The organism is Gallaecimonas pentaromativorans, from assembly GCF_003751625.1.
Lineage (GTDB): Bacteria > Pseudomonadota > Gammaproteobacteria > Enterobacterales > Gallaecimonadaceae > Gallaecimonas > Gallaecimonas pentaromativorans.
This window is the reverse complement of the sequence record NZ_RJUL01000003.1, coordinates 405,205-422,147: the sequence shown is the minus strand read 5'-3', so window position 1 is coordinate 422,147 and position 16,943 is coordinate 405,205. Positions and strand designations below refer to the sequence as shown.

The following is a 16,943-nucleotide window of genomic DNA, read 5'->3' as shown; positions in this document are numbered from 1 at the left end:
CAGGGTCCTTAGTCGGCCTCCGGCTCCCTGACGGCTTGATTGACCCAGTGATCGGGCATGTCCTTGATCAGCGCCGCCTCCTTGGCGCACATGGCGGTCATCGCCTGGCGCCCCTCGTAGAAACGCCGGTAACCCGCTTCATCATTCAGGGCATGGATGTCTTCAATCTGCACCGCATCGTCGTAAGGGGTGGCGTCGGTAACCAATATGGCGCCGGTCTCGGCCAGCCACTCCTGGAAGCAGGGTTCGTCTTTGAGGTTCAGTAGTGCCCGCCGGGCCGCCAGCCGCAATTGCAGGTAGGAGTCCTTTATCAGGTCTTCGATAAGGGCTTGGTGGAAACGGTGCTCTGGCTCGGTGGCTTCGATTTCCTCTTCTGCTTCTTCCAACAAGGCATGGATATGTTCCAGTACGGTCAGGCTCTCGGGCAGCCAATCTTGATCCATCACGGTTTGGGCGTGGGGGTTGTCAATCAGCCCCCAGCGGCGGCTGGTTATGCGGTCTGCTATGGAAAGCGGGGAGTCTTGGTCCTGGTTGGCTTGCCAGTCCAGGGCCTTTTTCGAAGCCAGCAAGGGGGCCAGGTGTTGCCAGCTGCCCTGGTCGTAATACAGGCCGATGGCATAGATGCCGTAGGCGGGATCTGCGTATTCTTCCTTGAGGCTCTGAAATGCCTGGCTCAGTTCCTGTTGCAGACACTGGCTGAAGGACTGAATTTGTAAATCGAGCTGATGCTCAAGAGAGGGGCTGTCGGTCATAAGGTTATCTCCTTGTTTTTTAAGCGCCGTTCCTGGCTTTTTTTGCACCTTAGCATATCCAACTTCTAGCATGCCCTCATTTGGGGGCGATACGCCTGGCGTAACTGCGGCATTCAGCAATGCAGCTTAAAATGCGCGGGTCCCGCTCGCGGCTCGCCAGGCACACCATGGAAATTTGCTGGGTCACCTGGCACTCGGGAGTCAGGGGAATAAGGCGGATTTTATTTTCGAACACCGCTTCGACTCGCCTTGGCAGCAGTGCCAGGCCGACCCCGGCGCTGACCATGGAAATAAGCGAGAAAATATCCGACACCTGCATCACCACGTTGGGAGTCATGCCGGCCTTGTTAAAGGCGCGGTAGCTGTCCTGGCTGGTGGCAAAGCCCTTGGCCAGGGTCACGAAGGTGGCGTCGTTAAGGTTATCAAGGTTGGTCTGGGGCAGGGCCTGCAAGGGCGAGTCTGGCGGCACCGCCAGGCAGATATCGTCTTGGTAGAGGGGCAGGGTGATGAATTCCGGATCGTCAAAGCCCGGCTCCAGCGCCACCAGGATCACGTCCAGCTCCAGGGCTTTTAGCTTGGCAAAAAGCTGGGTGTTGGAATCGAGGGTCAGCTCGATGTTGAGTTCGCCTTTTCTGAGCTTAAGGCCAGCTATGAGCTGCGGCACAGTGCCGAGGGTCAGCGAATAGAGGGCGCCGAGTTTGAACTGGTTGGAATATACCCCGGCGGTTTCCCGCACCGCCTTGATGGCGTCGTCCAGGGATGCCAGCACCTGCTGGCCTTGCTCGGCCAGTACCTGGGCGCTGGGCAGCGGCACCAGCAAGCGCCCCTCCTGGCGAAACAGCGGGCATTTGAGGGCCTCTTCCAGGGAATGGATGGCCCGGTGCACGCTCACCACGCTCAGCCCCAGTTGGTCGGCCGCTTCGGCCAGGGTGCCGGCGCGCATAAAGGTAAGAAAAATATCGAGTTTTTTGAGTGTTATTCCGTCGTCCACGGCGCCCCCAACAAAAAAGGGCCGGTTGCCCGGCCCTTTGACTATCTGCTGCCAAGCCATGGCAGGCAATGGGACTTTAGTGGTGGCCGGTGATGGCCAGCATCGCCAGGAACAATACCGACGGGCCCATCAGGCAGCCGGCGGCGGTGTAGAAGGCGGCGGTCAGGCAGCCGTAAGGCACCAGTTTCGGGTCGGTGGCGGCAAGGCCGGCTGCAACGCCGCTGGAGGTGCCCATCAGGCCGCCGAACAGCACGGCGGTGCGGGGGTTGTTAAGGCCGATGTACTTGGCCACAAAGGGGGTGGCGACCATCACCAGGATGGATTTAACCAAACCGGCGGCGATGGACAGCGCCATCACTTCCGAGCTGGCACCGATGGCGGCGCCGGTGACCGGGCCAACGATGTAGGTCACGGCGCCAGCGCCGATGGTGGTCAGGCTCACCGCATCGGTGTAGCCAAAGGCCATGGCCACCGCCACCCCGGCCACAAAGGAGGAAAGGACCCCCAGCAGCAGCGCCACCACCCCGGATATGCCGGCTTTTTTCAGCTCCTGCACGTTAACCCCGAAGCCGGTGGCAACAATGGCAAAGTCCCGCAGCATGGTGCCGCCGACAATACCGATGCCAGAGAGTAGTGGTAGATCCATCAGGCCGTGTTTGCCGCCGCTGATAACGCCGCCGATGTAGGCCAGCACCAGGCCGCACAGGATGGCGATGGCGCTGCCGTGGATACGGCCGGAGGTGAGCTTGGCCGACAGCCAGTACGACAGCCACATGATAAGGCCGATAACCGCGAAGCCCACCACCATGCTGTAGGTGGTGGAGACTTTAAGCAGGGCATCAAACATGGCGGCTCTCCTCGGCGGTCAAGGTTTCGGTGGGTTCTTCGCTTCGACTTTCCCGCCCCCAGCGGTCCAGTACCGGCACCAGCGCAAAGCCAATCACCACCGCGGTTACACCGGCAGTAATGGCCATGGGACCGCCGGTCAGAGCGCCGTAGACGTTTTGCTTGGCGGCCATGGCCACCACTACCGGAATGTAAATGGCACTGAAGAACTCGATGCCCTGTTCGCTTTTGATGTCCAGCACGCCGCGTTTTTGCAAGGCACTGCCCACCAAGACCAACAGCACCATGGCGATACCGACGCCGCCCACGTTGGCGGGTATCCCTATCAAGGTGCCAAGAACCTGGCCGATGGCCACACCCAGCAAGGTGCATACCGCCAGTAAGGTAACGCCGTAGATGATCATGTTGTTTCTCCGCTGTCGTCGTTTTTATGTGCCAGGGCGTACAGCTGACGCGCCCCGGTGTTGGCCTTCAGCCGCTGCATAAAAGCTGAAGGCTATCGAGCCGGGTGCTGTCTGCCCCGACGCAGTGCCCCTGCGGCATCACCCGGCGAAACAAGCCGGTGAGGGTGCCGCTGGGGGGCAGTTCGATGGCGGCTTGGACGCCGCGCTCGGCCAGCAGGCGGCTGGCATCGAGCCAGTGCACCTGCCGCGCCATGTTCATGGCCAAATCGTCGCGGATGGCGTCTTTGTCCCGCAGCTGCCGCGCCTTGCTGGCACTGACATAACCGATGCGGGGGGCCTGCATGGCCACCTTATCCAGGGCGGATTTCAGTACCAGGGCCTGCTCGTCCAGCAGCGGGCAGTGGGACGGCACCGTCACACTCAGGGCCTGGCAGTGGCCGCCCGCCTTGGCGATCAGCGGCTTAAGGGCGTCCATCCCGGCCCAGGGGCCAGAGAGCACGCACTGGTTGTCGGCATTGATATTGGCCAGGTACACCGCCTCTGCATTGCCGTCCAAGATGGCTTGCACCTGGTAACGGTCCAGGCCCGTTACCGCCATCATGCCAAAACCGCTGGGAAAGGCGTTTTGCATCAGGTTCCCGCGCAGGGCCACCAGTTGCAAAGCGTCTTCAAAAGCCAGGCTTTCGGCCAGCACCGCCGCCGGGAAGGCGCCGATGGACAACCCCAGCACAAAGCGCGGCTTGCAGCCCTCACTCAGCAGGTAGCGGCCCCAGGCAACGCTACTTATCAAGAGCGATAATTGCACGTTGCGACTGTGGCCAAGGGCCTGGGGGCTGTCGAGGGCGCCGAGGGTCAGGCCCAACACCGCCTCGGCGCTGGCAGCCACGGCTTGGGCGGCAGGATGCGCCGGCAGCTTTTGCAGCATGCCGGGGCGCTGGGCCCCCTGGCCTGGGCAGGTAAAGACGGCGCTCATGCCACCAACTCCTGCCAGGGCTGGCCGGTCAACAGCGGCCCCAGGTCGGTTTTCAAAAGGACCTTGGTGCTGGGGCCTGCCCACTCGGCAAGCGCCACGGCGCCCCCCGGCAGCGCCAACTGCACGTCGAGCTGGCAAGGGCCAAGGTTGAGCGCCTGCCACAGCGCCTTGGCCTCGCTTCTTGCCAGTGGCCCCTGGCAGTGCAGCAGCAGGTCGAGATCTGAGCTGTCGGTCAGTTGGCGGATGCCGCTTGCCAGTTCATACCCCAGGCTGCCGGTGATGCCCCACTGATAATCGCCAAGAAGCCCCGCTACCCGGTCAAGGGTCACCAGCACCGGGTGCTGGCCACGAAGGGGGTGGCCGAACCAGCTTTTATGGCGCACCAGATCAAAAGGCGTCAGGGCCTTTTCTACCGCGGCCTTGGGTACAAAGGCGCCCTGGCGTTCGGCCTTATTGCTGCCGCGAAGCCCCACCGGCACCAAGGTGGCGCTACTGGGTGCCCGGCGCACCACCACCGGGCCGGTAAGCGCCGCCGCCCAGGGCGCCAGCTGCTCCCCGGCCGGCGCCAACAGGCTGCCGGGTTTCACCCACAACAAGTCGTGGGGCTGCCAGTTCATGACTCCAGCGCCCATTGCTGGCGCAGCAACTGGCGCACTTTCTTGGAGGCTCGGCGGTTTTCGCCGTCCAGGCGGTGGGCAAGGCTGGTGCTGCCAAGAGCTTGCTGCTGGGCAGCGGCAAGGGCGGCGTTGACCTTTTCAAGGTCGCTGCCGGTGGGGGCCTCGGCGCTTGACACGGCAATGCGGCCGCTCAGCAGCCCCAAAGAGGCGTAGTTTTTAAGGTCGTAGGCCATGGGCGGGATGCTGGCGGCCAGGCGGTCCAAGTCTTCTTCGCTGCGCTGGGTGACCCTGGCCGCAGCGGCCTTGCCCATGGCGTGCACCATGACACCGGCATCGTCCAGGGCCAGGATGGCGTTGGCCTGGTAGCCGTGGGCCAAAAAGGCGCCGGACATGGCCTTGCCTACCAACAGCGCCAGCACCGGGTGCCCGGCCTGGCGGGCCTTGGCGTAGGCGCCAGCGGCGGCGGCTAGGGCCTGGTGGATGCCCAGCGCCTCTTCGCGCCGGCCATAGGCTTGGCTGGGCACATCGACAATGGCCAGCAGGGTGCGCTTATCGCCGGTGGCTTCCTGCACCACCTTAGCGAGCGCCCAGCCTTCCAGCAGCCCCACTTCGCCGCTGCGGGCGCGGGGGAAGGGGTTGGCGGCATCGGGGCGCACCAAAATGACCCGGCAGGGGCGGCCGGCCAACTCGCCGTCGGCAACGCACACCGAGGGCACGGGGCCGGCCTTTTGCTGCATGTTCTGGGTCAGGGCGTCAAACCAGTGTTGGCCACGGCTCATGCTTGCACTCCTTTTAAAATGGCCCGGGCGCCGGCGGCGTCCAGCTGCTGGCTGTTGTCCAGCTCCAAAAGGGCCGGCAGGAAACGGTCAAAGGCGTCGCTGCGCTGCACCTTGGGCAGGCCCTTTTTCAGGTAGTAACGCAGGGCGCTGGCAACGCTGCCTGTGCTCTCGCCGGTGCAGGCGTCCACCAAGCCGCCGGCCAGGCGCTGCTCGCCGCCAGAAAGGCTCCAGATAAAGGGCCGGTCGGCGGCGTTGTATTCACCGATGCCCGCTTCTTGCTCGATAACCAGCGGGCCGTTGAGGCCCAGACGCCCCTCGCGGGTCATGATGAGGTAGCTGCAAAGACCGGCGGCGATGGACATGCCGCCAAAGCAGCCCACGGGCCCTGTGATAATGCCGATAACCGGCTGGTGGGCGCGAAGCTCGACAATGGCCGATTGAATTTCGGCGATGGCGGCCAGGCCAAGGTTGGCCTCTTGCAGGCGCACGCCGCCGGTTTCCAGCACCAGCACGGCGGCGGTGGGGATGCCCTTTTGGTTGTCTTCCAGGGCCAGCTCCAGGGCGCCGGCGATTTTGGCGCCGGCGACTTCGCCAAGGCTGCCGCCCTGAAAGCCTCCTTCGATGGCCGCAACCACCGCGCTTTGGCCGTCGATGCGGCCTTTGGCGATCACCACGCCGTCGTCAAACTGCGGCACTATGCCCTGGCGCTCAAGCCAGGGAGATGTGAGGCGGGCAAAGGGGCCGAGAAGTTCGCGAAAGCTGCCGTCATCGAGCAGCAGTTTGGCCCGCTGGCGGGCGCTGGCGTCGGCAAAGTTATGCGACATGGTTAGCCTCCTCTTTGGCCAGTTCCAGGGCTTGTTCGATGCGCAGGCGAATCACCCCCGGGGTGGCGGCAAAGTCGTGAATGTCCATGCGCATGGCCGGCAGCGGCTGGCTTTGGGCGATGGCGCTCAGTATCTGCTGCCAGCGGCCGGGGTTGGCGCTGTTGCTGGTGATGTGAATGTGCGCCTTGGCATCGGTGGCCGGCTCAATCATCACTTCCAGGTCCCCTGAGGCAACGCAGCCCACCAGGGCCCGGCCCAGGGGCTGGTTGGTGGCGTCTTGGGTCAGTGCGAAGGTTTCCATTACCCCTCCTGTTCTGGGCAAAGCTTGTCGGTCAGCAAGGTGGCGGCCAGCAGATCGGCAGCGCCCCCGGCCGAGGCATTTAGGGCTAAAAGGGTGGCGTCCAGCCGTTTGAGGGCGCGCCTGCCAGCGAGGGTGCCGGCGCCGCCGGCCTGCAGCACCGCCTGGGCGCCTTGCTGCATGGCATCAAGGCCCTTGAGCCCGGCGCGGTGCAGCACGCAGGTGTCGCTAAGGGCGGTCATGATGGCCAAAAGGCTGTTAAGGCGGGCGGTTTGTTCGCTGTCGCCACGCGCGCGGCTTTGGCGAAGGGCCGGCAGGCCTTGGTCACGAATTTGCGGGAAACCGGCTTGGGCCTGGGCCCGGGCGCCGCCGAGCTTATAGCGGGCCATGGCCTGCTCGCCGTGGCTTGGGGGCAGGACCGGGGAGAGAGGGTCTGCCAGTTGGGCCAAGGCCCCGGCGCTTGCCAAGAGCGCTTCTGCCTGGGGGGCGTCGGGCGCGGCCAGCAGCAACCCCAAGGCCCAGATGGCGCCCTTGTGGGTATTGATGCCGCCGGTGGCGGCCAACATGGCGCTTTCGGCCTCGCGGCCCAAAAGGCCAAGGGCGGCGCGAAAATCCCCGTTGCGCGGGCCAGTCAGCGCCGCCATTTTTGCAAACCAGGGCTCAAGGGCGGCGGCGGAGCGGCGCATCAGCGCCAAGTCCATATCGCCATGGGCGCCGCTTGAGCGCCTGTCCACCAGCGCCGGTTTGGGGGTGAGTTCGGCCTCGGCCAGCAAGGCCCAGCGGGCCAGGGCCGCTTTGTGTGCCGAAGGGGTGAGGGCAAGGGCTTTCATCACCAGCTCCGAAATTTGGCAGGGGGCTGATAGAGGCCGCCGGACCAGGCCTGCAGCTCGCTGATGCTCTTGGCGGCAAGCTTGTCGCGGGTGGCCTCTGAGCGTTTGATGCCCAAATCTTCCGGGTAGGCCACCAGCCCTTCGGCGCGCAGGCGCGCGGTCTCAATCGGGTCACGGGCAAGGCCAATGGGGGTAATGCCCGCCACTGCCGCCACCATGGCCCGGCGCTCTTCGGGGGATTTGGCCAGATACAGGTAGGCAATGCCTTCTTCGGTGAGCACGTGGGTCACGTCGCTGGCGTAGATCATCACCGGCGCCAGGGGCATCTGGTAATCGCTGGCCATGGCGATGGCGTCCAGCTCGGCCACCAGGGTGGGTTTGTTGGCGTCTTGGAAGGTCTCCACCATCTGCACCACCAGCTTTTTGCCCTTGGTCAGGGGGTGGGTGTCGGTGCGCATATCGAGCCATGCCGGGCTGGCGTGGCGACGGCCGCCTGGGTCGTGGCCCATGTTGGGGGCGCCGCCAAAGCCTGCGACCCGGCCCCGGGTCACGGTAGAAGAGTTGCCATCGCCATCCACCTGCAAGGTGGCGCCGATAAACATGTCCACCGCGTACTGGCCGGCCAGTTGGCAAAAGGCGCGGTTGGAGCGCAGGGAGCCGTCGCTGCCGGTAAAGAAGATGTCGGGGCGGGCAGCCACGTAGTCTTCCATGCCCAGCTCGGTGCCGAAGCAGTGCACGCTTTCCACCCAGCCGCTTTCGATGGCGGGGATAAGGGTCGGGTGGGGGTTTAGGGTCCAGTTGCGGCAAATTTTGCCTTTGAGGCCCAGCTCCTCGCCGTAGGTGGGCAGCAACAGCTCGATGGCGGCGGTGTTAAAGCCGATGCCGTGGTTCAACGACTGCACCTGGTGGCGGGCGTAGATGCCTTTTAGGGCCATCATCGCCATCAATACGTGCACGTCGGTAATGAGGCGCGGGTCGCGGGTAAAGAGCGGCTCGATATAAAAGGGCTTGTCGGCCAGCACGATGAAATCGACCCAACTGGCGGGGATATCCACCCTTGGCAGGTCGCTTACATCGTCAACGATTTCATTAACCTGGAAGATAACGATGCCGTCTTTAAAGGCGGCGGCTTCCACCAGCGCCGGGGTGTCTTCGGTAGAAGGCCCGGTGTAGATATTGCCGGCCCGGTCGGCCTTAAAGCCTGCCAGCAGCGCCATCCTCGGGGTCAGATCCACAAAGAGCCGGGCGTAGAGCTCGATGTAGGTGTGGATGGCGCCCACTTCCAAGAGGCCGTCTTCCATCAGCTGGCCGATACGCAGGCTCTGGGGGCCGGAGAAGGAAAAGTCCAGTTTGCGGGCCACGCCGTTTTCAAACAAATCCAGGTGCTCGGGGCGGCCGACGCTGGGCATCACCATGTGCAGGTCGTGGATTTTGCCGCTGTCTACCTGGCCCAGGGAGCGGGAAAGGAAATCGGCTTGTTTTTGGTTGTTGCCTTCCAGCACCACCTTGTCGCCCGGTTCGAGCAGCAATTCCAGGGCCTCGACAATGCGGGCGGTGGGGATTTCTTTGCCGGTAGTAAGGGACTCAAGCTGGCTCAGGCGCCGGGCTTTATCCTGGCGGCGGCTGCACCAGTTGCGTTGGGTATCGGCCTGCATGGCGGTTCCTCGTCATCGCGTTTACGTCAACGTTATGGTGAGGTTGCCAGGCTATCAATGAACTTGAGTGTTTAATCATTACCCTGAGAGTAATGAACCCGAGGTGAGCCAGCGCCAAGGCCCTGGCTGTGGGCTTTGGGGGCCAGCAGCCTGGCGGTTTGTCTTTTGCCAGCAGGGATTGGTCGCATTGTGTTGGGCGCCGTCCCGCTTTACAGTAACGTATATCGTATACCGTTTTGTGAGGTGGAAGTCCGGTGAGAAATTTCGTCTTTAAAGGCCTGTCAGGCCTGCTGCTGGCCATGGCCAGCCTGGTTCAGGCAGCCCCCAGCGCTGCTGACATCAACGCCAGTCTGGATCTGCGTGAGCATTGGATTGGCTTGATCCGGGACATCGTGTTTCCTGCCCAGTGGATGCCGGACAGCCACGATTTTTACTACCGCAAGACGGTAGCCGGCGGCTACGACTTTGTGATGGAAAACGCCGAGACCGGCCAAACCCGCCCGGCCTTTGACAAGGCCATTGTCGCCCAAGGCCTCACCGCCGCCCTTGGCAAAACCGTCACGCCTTTGCAGCTGCCCATCAAGCATTTCAGCCTAAGTGATGGGCGCATCGATTTTGATATCGACTACGCCCCCTGGCATTGCAGCCTGAAAGTGGCCCAGTGTGAAGCCGGCAGCTGGCCGGGCCGCCCCTCGGGCTTTGGGGTGGTGCGTGACCTGCGCTTCCCGGCCGATAACCACCTGCGCGCCGCCCCCAACGGCCAGTTGAGCGCCATGGTCGAGGGCCACAATCTGGTGCTGGTCGATAAAGACGGCCACAAGCGCATTCTTAGCCAAGACGGCAGCGCCGGTAACTTCTACGACCCCGAGAGCATTGCGTGGTCCCCCGATTCCAAGCACATCGTGCTGTACCGGGTGCGCCCCGGTTATGCCCGTTTTGTAACCCGGGTGCTCTCTTCACCCACCGATCAGCTGCAACCCAAGGTAGTGAAACAGCTCTACCCCAAACCGGGCGACGCCATCGACATCGAGCAGCCGGTGCTCTTTGAGGTAGCGACCGGCAAGGAAACCGTGATTGATAACGCCCTGTTTCCCAACCCCTATCAGCTCACCGACCTGCGCTGGCGAAAAGACAGCAACACCTTTGCCTTTCGCTACAACCAGCGCGGCTTTCAAACCGCCCGGGTGATTGAAGTGAGCGCCGCCACCGGCAAGGCCCGGGCCGTGGTGAATGAAACCGCCAAAACCTTTATCTACCAGGACCGGGAATTCGGCCATGACGTGAATGGCCTTGGTAAGGAGTTCATCTGGCTGTCCGAGCGTGACGGCTGGGCCCATCTCTACCTCTACGACGGCCGCACCGGCAAGGTGAAAAACCGCATCACCAACGGCGACTGGCCGGTACGGGAAGTGGTGAAGGTAGACGATGCCAAACGGCAGATCTGGTTTGCCGCCAGCGGCATGCACCAAGGGGAAGACCCTTACTTTGTGCACTACTACCGCGTCGATTTTGACGGCTCAAACCTCACCGAGCTCACCAAGGCGCCGGCCAACCATCACCTGGCCTTCTCGGACGACATGCGCTACTACGTGGATGTCTATTCGCGGGTAGATCTGCCCAATATCGCCGAGCTCCATAAAGCCGACGGCAGCCTGGTGCGCACCATTGCCAAAGGCGACATCTCCAAGCTGCTGGCGGCGGGCTTTCAATTCCCCGAGCCTTTCGTGGCCAAGGGCCGCGACGGCAAAACCGATATCTACGGCCTTATGGTCAAGCCGCTCAACTTTGACCCCAACAAGCGCTACCCGGTGATAGAGAACATCTACGCCGGCCCCCACGACAGCTTTGTGCCCAAGGATTTTTGGCCCTTTGGTTACCACAGCGGTGGCGACAAGGTGATTGGCATGCAGTCGCTGGCCAATCTCGGTTTTATCGTGGTGCAGATTGACGGCATGGGCACCGCCAACCGCTCCAAAGCCTTTCAGGACGTGGCCTGGAAGAACCTGGGCGATTCCGGCTTCCCTGACCGCATCCTCTGGCACAAGGCGGCCGCCAAAAAGTACCCCTGGTATGACATTGCCAAAGGCGTGGGCATTTACGGCGGCTCGGCCGGTGGCCAAAGCACCCTGAGCGCCCTGGTGTTCCACCCCGAGTTCTATAGCGTTGGCGTGGCCTATGCCGGTTGCTATGACAACCGCATGGACAAGATCAGCTGGAACGAGCAGTGGATGGGCTGGCCGGTGGACGACAGCTACAAAAAAGCCTCGGCGGTGGAACATGCCGCCAATCTCAAGGGCAACGTATTGATCGTCTTTGGCGAGCAAGACAGCAACGTTGACCCGTCCTCCAGCTTGCAGTTGGTCAATGCCCTCATTAAGGCCGGTAAGGACTTTGACCTGCTTGAAGTGCCCGGCGGCGAGCACTCGGCGGGCCGTTCCACCGGCCCCACCCGCTACGCCTGGCGCCGCCAGTTCGACTTCTTCCTCAATCACCTCAAGGGCGAAGCGACGCCGGATTGGAACAAGCACTAAAAAAGGCCCCGAAAGGGGCCTTTTTGCTGGCGCATCGTGCTGTTACAAGCCCAACTCGGACAAACCGGGGTGGTCGTCAGGGCGCCGCCCGAGCGGCCAGTGAAATAGCCGCTCGGATGGGCTTATCGGCAGATCGTTGATACAGGCAAAACGTCTTGCCATCAGGCCTTGCTCATTGAATTCCCAGTTTTCGTTACCGTAGGAGCGGAACCAGTTGCCGGCTTCGTCATGCCATTCGTAGGCGTAACGTACGGCGATGCGGTTGTCGGTGAAGGCCCACAGTTCCTTGATGAGCCGGTAATCCAGCTCTTTAGCCCATTTACGGGCCAAAAAGGCCTTGGCTTCGGTCCGGCTGCTGGCGAACTCGGCACGGTTGCGCCAGCGAGTGTCCTCGGTGTAGGCCAAAGACACCTTTTCAGGGTCGCGGCTGTTCCAGCCGTCTTCGGCCAGACGGATCTTCTCGATGGCACTTTCCCGGGTAAAGGGCGGCAAAGGTGGCCTTGATGCAGATTTCTCAGTCATGGTGGCGCTCCTGGTTGGCGGCCGTGCTGCTCTGGGAGTGACCACCAAACCCGCTTTGAAACCAATGCCAGAGTCGTAGCAGCCCATGCCTTTGTGGCTCGGTGGCCGGCTCCGGGCTGTGAAGCTCGCTGCCGTAGTCGCCGTACGGCGAATAAAACATTATCTCGTACTGGGATTCCACCAGCAGGATCGGTGCATCGTAATAGGGTCTCATGGGGGGCTCCTTATAAATCCAGAACAAGGGGGGGGCCGTTATCTTCGCCCTTGGCCGGCACGGCGCAGCAGATCAGCACCTCACCGTTTGGGGGCATTTGTGCCGGTGGATTGGGGTAGTGCACTTGGCCACTTAGCAGGCGGGTACGGCAGGTACCACAGGAGCCGCCCCTACAGCTGAAGTCCGGATTGAGGCCGCGGCTCTCGGACAACTCCAGCAAGGAGCCGCTGTCAGGCTGCCATCTGGCTTCTTTTTTCGAGGCCGAGAACATCACAAGCACCGCCTCGGTGGCGGCCGGCGGCTGAACCAGCACGGCGCCCTTGCCATCGGTATGGCGGCGCAGGCTGGAAGGGCCAAAAGCCTCGGCGTGGATACGGCAATCGTCCATACCCATGGCCCGCAGGCCGTCGTAAACGCCCTGGGTGTAAGGGCCGGGGCCACAGAGGTAGAAGTCGTAGTCGTCAAAGGGCAGCACCGCTTTGAGGTGATCCATACTCAGGCGCCCGACATGGTCGAATGCCTCACCCACTGTGGCCTCCGGCTCGGGTTCGCTAAGCAGCCGAACGACCTTGAATACACCCTGGCTGCCGGCCACCAGGTCGTCCAGCTCCTGGCGAAAGGGCAGCTGTGCCAGGCTGCGGGCGCTGTGAAAGAGGTAGACCCGTCTTGGCTCGGCTCTTTGGGTATTGCGGGCCAGGGCCTCGCGGGCCATAGACAGCAGCGGTGTGATGCCGATACCGCCAGCCAGCAGCACCAAGGGCCGGGACGACTCGACGTCGATGTAAAAGTTGCCTTCGGGGGCTCGGGTTTGCAGCACACTGCCGGCCACGATGGCATCGTGCAAAAAGCTCGACGCCAGGCCCTCGCGCTTGACGCTGATGCGCAAGAACTCGTCCGCCGGCGCACAAGACAGGCTATAAGTGCGCACCACCGCCTTGTCCTGTCCGGGTACTGCCAGGCGCAGGGCCAAATGCTGGCCGGGGGCGAAGTCCGGTAAGGCAGCGCCCTGGGGAGTGAGATAAAAAGAGCGGATCTGCTCGGCTTCGTCCTGCACCGCCATCACTTTCATGTCTTGCCATTGCTGGCTGGCGGACTGCAACCTGGCTTTGGCATCCAAATAAGTGCCGGTTTCCAGGCTGTAGGGCGAGTACGCTTCAAAACGCCAACGCAGTGCCAGGGCGGCAGGACGACGCACCATTTTATCGACATGCACTTTCCACAGCCGCTCGGCTCCGGAAAATACCTTCACTTCCGGTCCTTCCAGTACCAACTCGGTGTGGCCACTAATTTGCAGCAGATCGCCGCTGACAAAATCAATGAATACCAAGCCAGCTTTGGGGTTGACGGCCAGGTTGCCCAGGGTGTTGAAGAACTTGTTACCCGAGTAATCGGGGATGATCAGGGTGTTGCCCTCTACACCGACAAAACCGGACTGGCCGCCCCGGTGGGAAACATCAACCGAGCGGCCGCCGCCCGGGTGGTCCACGTAGCTGGCGACAAACAGTGTGTCGGCGGTAGCGATAAAGGCGGCTGCGGCGCTGTCGAGCTGGCTGTGATGCTCGGCAATGCTTTGCTCGGCTTGGCTTGGCGGTACGGCCTCCATTTCACGCAATTGGATGTATTGGGGGCAGTTACCGTAAGAATGCTCGACCTTGACAATCAAAGCGTCACCGTCCAGAGCCTGAACGTGGCCGTTGATACGGTTTCGCCTGCGGCTATGCAGCTCGATACCCAATAACCCCAACGCCCGCCCTGGGCCGATACCTGGCGCGGCCGGATCGCTTGGCGCAGGCCGGCTGGCGATGCACAGTTGCTGAGGGTCAGGGGAGGTAACAAAACCCGGTTTCCCCTCCAGTAAGGTCGCCCAGGGGTAGCCTTTATCGTCCACCGCACCTACCACCATGAACGGCAATTGATGATAAAAGTCGCGGTGCTGGTCGGGCATGAAATCGCGGATTACCCGCTGACCTATATCGTCCATGCGCTCGGAGACACCTACTTTCTCCTGGAGCAGTTTTTCCCCTTGATGCCAAGGTGAGGAGGCTAACTTAGATAAGTTGTCCATGGTGCGTTTCCCCTGAGAGAGAAAGGGCCGCAGCGGCGACCCAGACCGGTGTTAGAGGCTTTGCAGGCCGACAGCAGTTTTCTGCATCGGCACGAAATCAGGCAGGGCTTCGATACGTTTTAGCCAGGCCCGAACATGGGGGTAGTCTGACAGCGACACGTTGCCTTCGGGAGCATGGGCAATGTAGGCGTATGCCGCGATGTCTGCGATGGTGGCCTCGTTCCCCACGAGGAAGGCGCTTTGCCCTAGCTCCTGCTCCAACACGTTAAACAGGCTGTGAGATTGTGCGATGAGGTCAGGGGCATGGTATGGGGCACCAAAAACAGTCACCAGACGGGCGCGAGCTGGGCCATAGGCTATCTGCCCCGCAACCACCGACATCCAGCGCTGGGTTTTGGCGGCGGCCACCGGCTCTTCTGGCAGCCATTTGCCTTTGCCGTAGCGCTTGGCCAGATACACCAAAATGGCGTTGGAGTCTGCCAGTACTGTGCCGTTATCGTCGATAACCGGTACCTGGCCAAAGCTGTTGAGTGCCAAGAACTCGGGCTGTTTATGGGCGCCCTTGGCTAAATCGACATTGATGATTTCAGTGTGCTGCCCCAGCAAAGACAACATCAGCTCGACACGATGAGAATGGCCGGACAGGGGATGGCGATAAAGTTTGATGGCGTTGGTCATGGCATGGCTCCTTTTGAGGTCAGATGTCAGGGCCGGATTGGCGCGCTGATGGGATTCATACTGATCCTCGAGCCGGGATTGGAGAACGGCTAAGAATAACAATCCACTATTTCACCTCCTGAAAGAATGGCCAGAGTCAAGGAGGCTCATTGTGGTGTTATGGCCGGGTGGGCCCGCATCAGCGGCAGTACAAAATCGATAAAGGAGCGTATCCGTGCCGCCGCTTTGCGGCCTTCGCGGTAAACCAGGTATACGGGGCGGGCAGGTTCGGTTGACCCAGCCAAAAGTTCAACCAGCAGCCCTTGTTGAAGCTCATGGTAAACCTCGTGGCTTGAAAAACGGCCGATACCTAGCCCCTCTTTAACGGCACTGATGGCCCCTTGCTGAGTTGTGCAGGACAAAATGGGCCTGCACTTAAGCTGTGCAAGCTCGGGGGTGCGCCAGTCCAGCTGCTGGGAGTAGGCCCGGGACTGCACCAGAGGGTGTAGAGCGATCTGCTCCAGGCTCTTGAGTGTGCCGTGTTTCGCCAAATAAGCAGGGGTGGCGCAAAAAAGTGGGCGTACTTGGCCTAGGGGCAGGGCAAAGGCCGATGAATCGGGCTGCGCCCCCAGGGTTACGGCCAGGTCGATCCCCTGTTCGTGGAGGTTGACTGGGGTCTCGACGCAACGCAGTGACAAATTCATCTTGGGATAGGCTTTTAGGTACTCAAGCAGGACCGGCAAAAAAAGTTGCTGTGCCATTATCAGCGGCATCGCCAGGATCAGTTGGCCGCTGGCTTCTCCATGTATGCCTTTGGCTGAATCGGCCGCCGAGATAGTGGCGTCAAGGATATGGGCGCAGCGTTCGGCAAAGGCTTTCCCTGCTTTGGTCAACACTATGCCCTGGGTGCTGCGCTCAGCAAAAGTTGCGCCTAGGCGCCGCTCCAGGTTGCCAAGGGCGCGGCTGACTGTCGCCTCCGATAATGCCAAGGTCCGCGCCGCGCCAGCGAGGCTGTCGGTTTGGCTGATTGCCCTGAAAATCGTCATTTCCTGGAACCGGTCCACGTTCAGCTCCTGCCCTGTAATTGCAGAGCCGGGTTGGCCTTGAGTGCCGCCACACAGTGGTCGACAAAGGTGGTCACCTTTGCTGGCAGCATTCGCCCGCCTTGATAGAAGAGTCTTATGGGCAGGGGCGGCGTTTCAAACTCATCCAGAACAATTTCCAACTCGCCAGCTGCCACCTTGTCCGCCACCTGATAGGACAGCACCCTAGTAAAGCCCCAGCCCAGGCTGGCCGCGTTAATGGCCGCCTGATTGGAGTTAACCACCAACCGGGACTGGGGGTGAAAACTCAAGGTGCCCTGGCCGGTTTGGAACTGCCATTCGGTAAGCAGGGCACTTGCCGAGGATTGCACTACCGGTGCATCGATGAGGTCGCTGGGGCGAGCAGGACGCGTGCGGCGGTCAAGGAAGGACGGCGCGGCACAGATAACCGGCCGGATATGGCCCACCGTTACTGCGCACATGCCGCCGTCAGGCAGGTTGCCGATACGAAAGGCCACGTCGACCCCCTCATCGATGAGGTTGACTACCCGGTCGACCAGCATGGCGTTGATGTTAACCTCAGAATGCTTGGCCAAGTACTGTGCCATCAACGGAACCACATAAAGTTCGCCAAAGAGCACTGGCGCCGTGACCAGCAACTGGCCGCAAGCCTTGGTTTGGTTACCGGCTGCCAGTTCTTCTGCCTCATGGAGCTCGCTCAGAATACGTTTGCAGTCTTCCACATAACGCCGGCCGGCATCGGTGAGGCGAACACTGCGGGTGGTGCGGGCCAGCAACAATATACCGAGTCGGCTTTCCATGGCTGAAATGGCCCTGGTGACGCTGGGCGCAGACATCCCCAACCGCTGCGCTGCGGCGCTGAAACTTTCCTGCTCCGACACCGCGATAAGCACCTGCATTTCTTGAAACCTATCCACACCT

At 61.8% G+C, this 16,943-nt stretch carries 18 protein-coding genes; 1 reads left to right on the top strand and 17 read right to left on the bottom strand.

Annotation, left to right across the window (positions count from 1 at the left end):
• Positions 1-8: 8 nt before the first annotated feature.
• From EDC28_RS07555 to mdcA, 11 genes are all read right to left on the bottom strand, one after another.
• Positions 9-752 carry a hypothetical protein gene (locus tag EDC28_RS07555; RefSeq protein ID WP_123421171.1) on the bottom strand — a complete coding sequence of 248 codons (744 nt, stop codon included), beginning with the start codon at positions 750-752 and terminating at the stop codon, positions 9-11.
• A 76-nt stretch (positions 753-828) separates the two neighbouring features.
• Entirely contained in the window at positions 829-1,743 is a 915-nt protein-coding gene (locus tag EDC28_RS07550) for a LysR substrate-binding domain-containing protein (RefSeq protein WP_123421246.1), read from the bottom strand.
• Positions 1,744-1,819: 76 nt separating this feature from the next.
• On the bottom strand, positions 1,820-2,590 hold the full coding sequence (gene madM, locus EDC28_RS07545; RefSeq protein WP_050657110.1) for a malonate transporter subunit MadM: 771 nt from the start codon (positions 2,588-2,590) through the stop codon (positions 1,820-1,822).
• On the bottom strand, positions 2,583-2,993 hold the full coding sequence (gene madL / locus EDC28_RS07540) for a malonate transporter subunit MadL (protein ID WP_050657111.1): 411 nt from the start codon (positions 2,991-2,993) through the stop codon (positions 2,583-2,585). Before madL ends, madM begins: the two co-directional genes overlap by 8 nt.
• A gap of 67 nt (positions 2,994-3,060) precedes the next feature.
• Positions 3,061-3,966 (bottom strand): malonate decarboxylase subunit epsilon, encoded by a 906-nt coding sequence (locus EDC28_RS07535; RefSeq protein ID WP_123421170.1) that lies wholly within the window; start codon positions 3,964-3,966, stop codon positions 3,061-3,063.
• Complete coding sequence (locus tag EDC28_RS07530) at positions 3,963-4,583, bottom strand: malonate decarboxylase holo-ACP synthase (protein ID WP_170164057.1); 621 nt, start codon at positions 4,581-4,583, stop codon at positions 3,963-3,965. Before EDC28_RS07530 ends, EDC28_RS07535 begins: the two co-directional genes overlap by 4 nt.
• The gene (gene mdcE / locus EDC28_RS07525) at positions 4,580-5,362 is read right to left on the bottom strand and encodes a biotin-independent malonate decarboxylase subunit gamma (RefSeq protein ID WP_123421168.1); all 783 of its coding nucleotides are present in this window, start codon (positions 5,360-5,362) and stop codon (positions 4,580-4,582) included. The genes EDC28_RS07530 and mdcE overlap by 4 nt, the downstream gene beginning before the upstream one ends.
• Positions 5,359-6,186 carry a biotin-independent malonate decarboxylase subunit beta gene (locus EDC28_RS07520; protein WP_123421167.1) on the bottom strand — a complete coding sequence of 276 codons (828 nt, stop codon included), beginning with the start codon at positions 6,184-6,186 and terminating at the stop codon, positions 5,359-5,361. The genes mdcE and EDC28_RS07520 overlap by 4 nt, the downstream gene beginning before the upstream one ends.
• Entirely contained in the window at positions 6,176-6,487 is a 312-nt protein-coding gene (gene mdcC, locus EDC28_RS07515) for a malonate decarboxylase acyl carrier protein (RefSeq protein ID WP_050657116.1), read from the bottom strand. The genes EDC28_RS07520 and mdcC overlap by 11 nt, the downstream gene beginning before the upstream one ends.
• Positions 6,487-7,314 carry a triphosphoribosyl-dephospho-CoA synthase gene (locus EDC28_RS07510; RefSeq protein WP_123421166.1) on the bottom strand — a complete coding sequence of 276 codons (828 nt, stop codon included), beginning with the start codon at positions 7,312-7,314 and terminating at the stop codon, positions 6,487-6,489. The genes mdcC and EDC28_RS07510 overlap by 1 nt, the downstream gene beginning before the upstream one ends.
• The gene (gene mdcA / locus EDC28_RS07505) at positions 7,314-8,969 is read right to left on the bottom strand and encodes a malonate decarboxylase subunit alpha (RefSeq protein ID WP_123421165.1); all 1,656 of its coding nucleotides are present in this window, start codon (positions 8,967-8,969) and stop codon (positions 7,314-7,316) included. Before mdcA ends, EDC28_RS07510 begins: the two co-directional genes overlap by 1 nt.
• A gap of 254 nt (positions 8,970-9,223) precedes the next feature.
• Here mdcA and EDC28_RS07500 point away from each other — a divergent pair, with 254 nt between their 5' ends.
• The gene (locus EDC28_RS07500; RefSeq protein ID WP_336391508.1) at positions 9,224-11,500 is read left to right on the top strand and encodes a S9 family peptidase; all 2,277 of its coding nucleotides are present in this window, start codon (positions 9,224-9,226) and stop codon (positions 11,498-11,500) included.
• 42 nt (positions 11,501-11,542) lie between these two features.
• On the opposite strand, the gene EDC28_RS07495 is transcribed toward EDC28_RS07500, so the two are convergent.
• The 6 genes from EDC28_RS07495 to EDC28_RS07470 form a co-directional block, all read right to left on the bottom strand.
• Positions 11,543-12,022, bottom strand: a complete 480-nt coding sequence (locus EDC28_RS07495) for a nuclear transport factor 2 family protein (protein ID WP_123421164.1) — start codon at positions 12,020-12,022, stop codon at positions 11,543-11,545.
• Entirely contained in the window at positions 12,015-12,236 is a 222-nt protein-coding gene (locus tag EDC28_RS07490; protein ID WP_123421163.1) for a hypothetical protein, read from the bottom strand. The genes EDC28_RS07495 and EDC28_RS07490 overlap by 8 nt, the downstream gene beginning before the upstream one ends.
• A 10-nt stretch (positions 12,237-12,246) precedes the next feature.
• The gene (locus EDC28_RS07485; RefSeq protein ID WP_123421162.1) at positions 12,247-14,301 is read right to left on the bottom strand and encodes a 2Fe-2S iron-sulfur cluster-binding protein; all 2,055 of its coding nucleotides are present in this window, start codon (positions 14,299-14,301) and stop codon (positions 12,247-12,249) included.
• 51 nt (positions 14,302-14,352) lie between these two features.
• Positions 14,353-14,979, bottom strand: coding sequence for a glutathione S-transferase family protein (locus EDC28_RS07480; RefSeq protein ID WP_123421161.1), 627 nt, complete (start codon positions 14,977-14,979; stop codon positions 14,353-14,355).
• Between the two features lie 146 nt (positions 14,980-15,125).
• Positions 15,126-16,022, bottom strand: coding sequence for a LysR family transcriptional regulator (locus EDC28_RS07475; RefSeq protein WP_123421160.1), 897 nt, complete (start codon positions 16,020-16,022; stop codon positions 15,126-15,128).
• A gap of 2 nt (positions 16,023-16,024) precedes the next feature.
• The gene (locus EDC28_RS07470; RefSeq protein ID WP_123421159.1) at positions 16,025-16,939 is read right to left on the bottom strand and encodes a LysR family transcriptional regulator; all 915 of its coding nucleotides are present in this window, start codon (positions 16,937-16,939) and stop codon (positions 16,025-16,027) included.
• Positions 16,940-16,943: the final 4 nt, after the last annotated feature.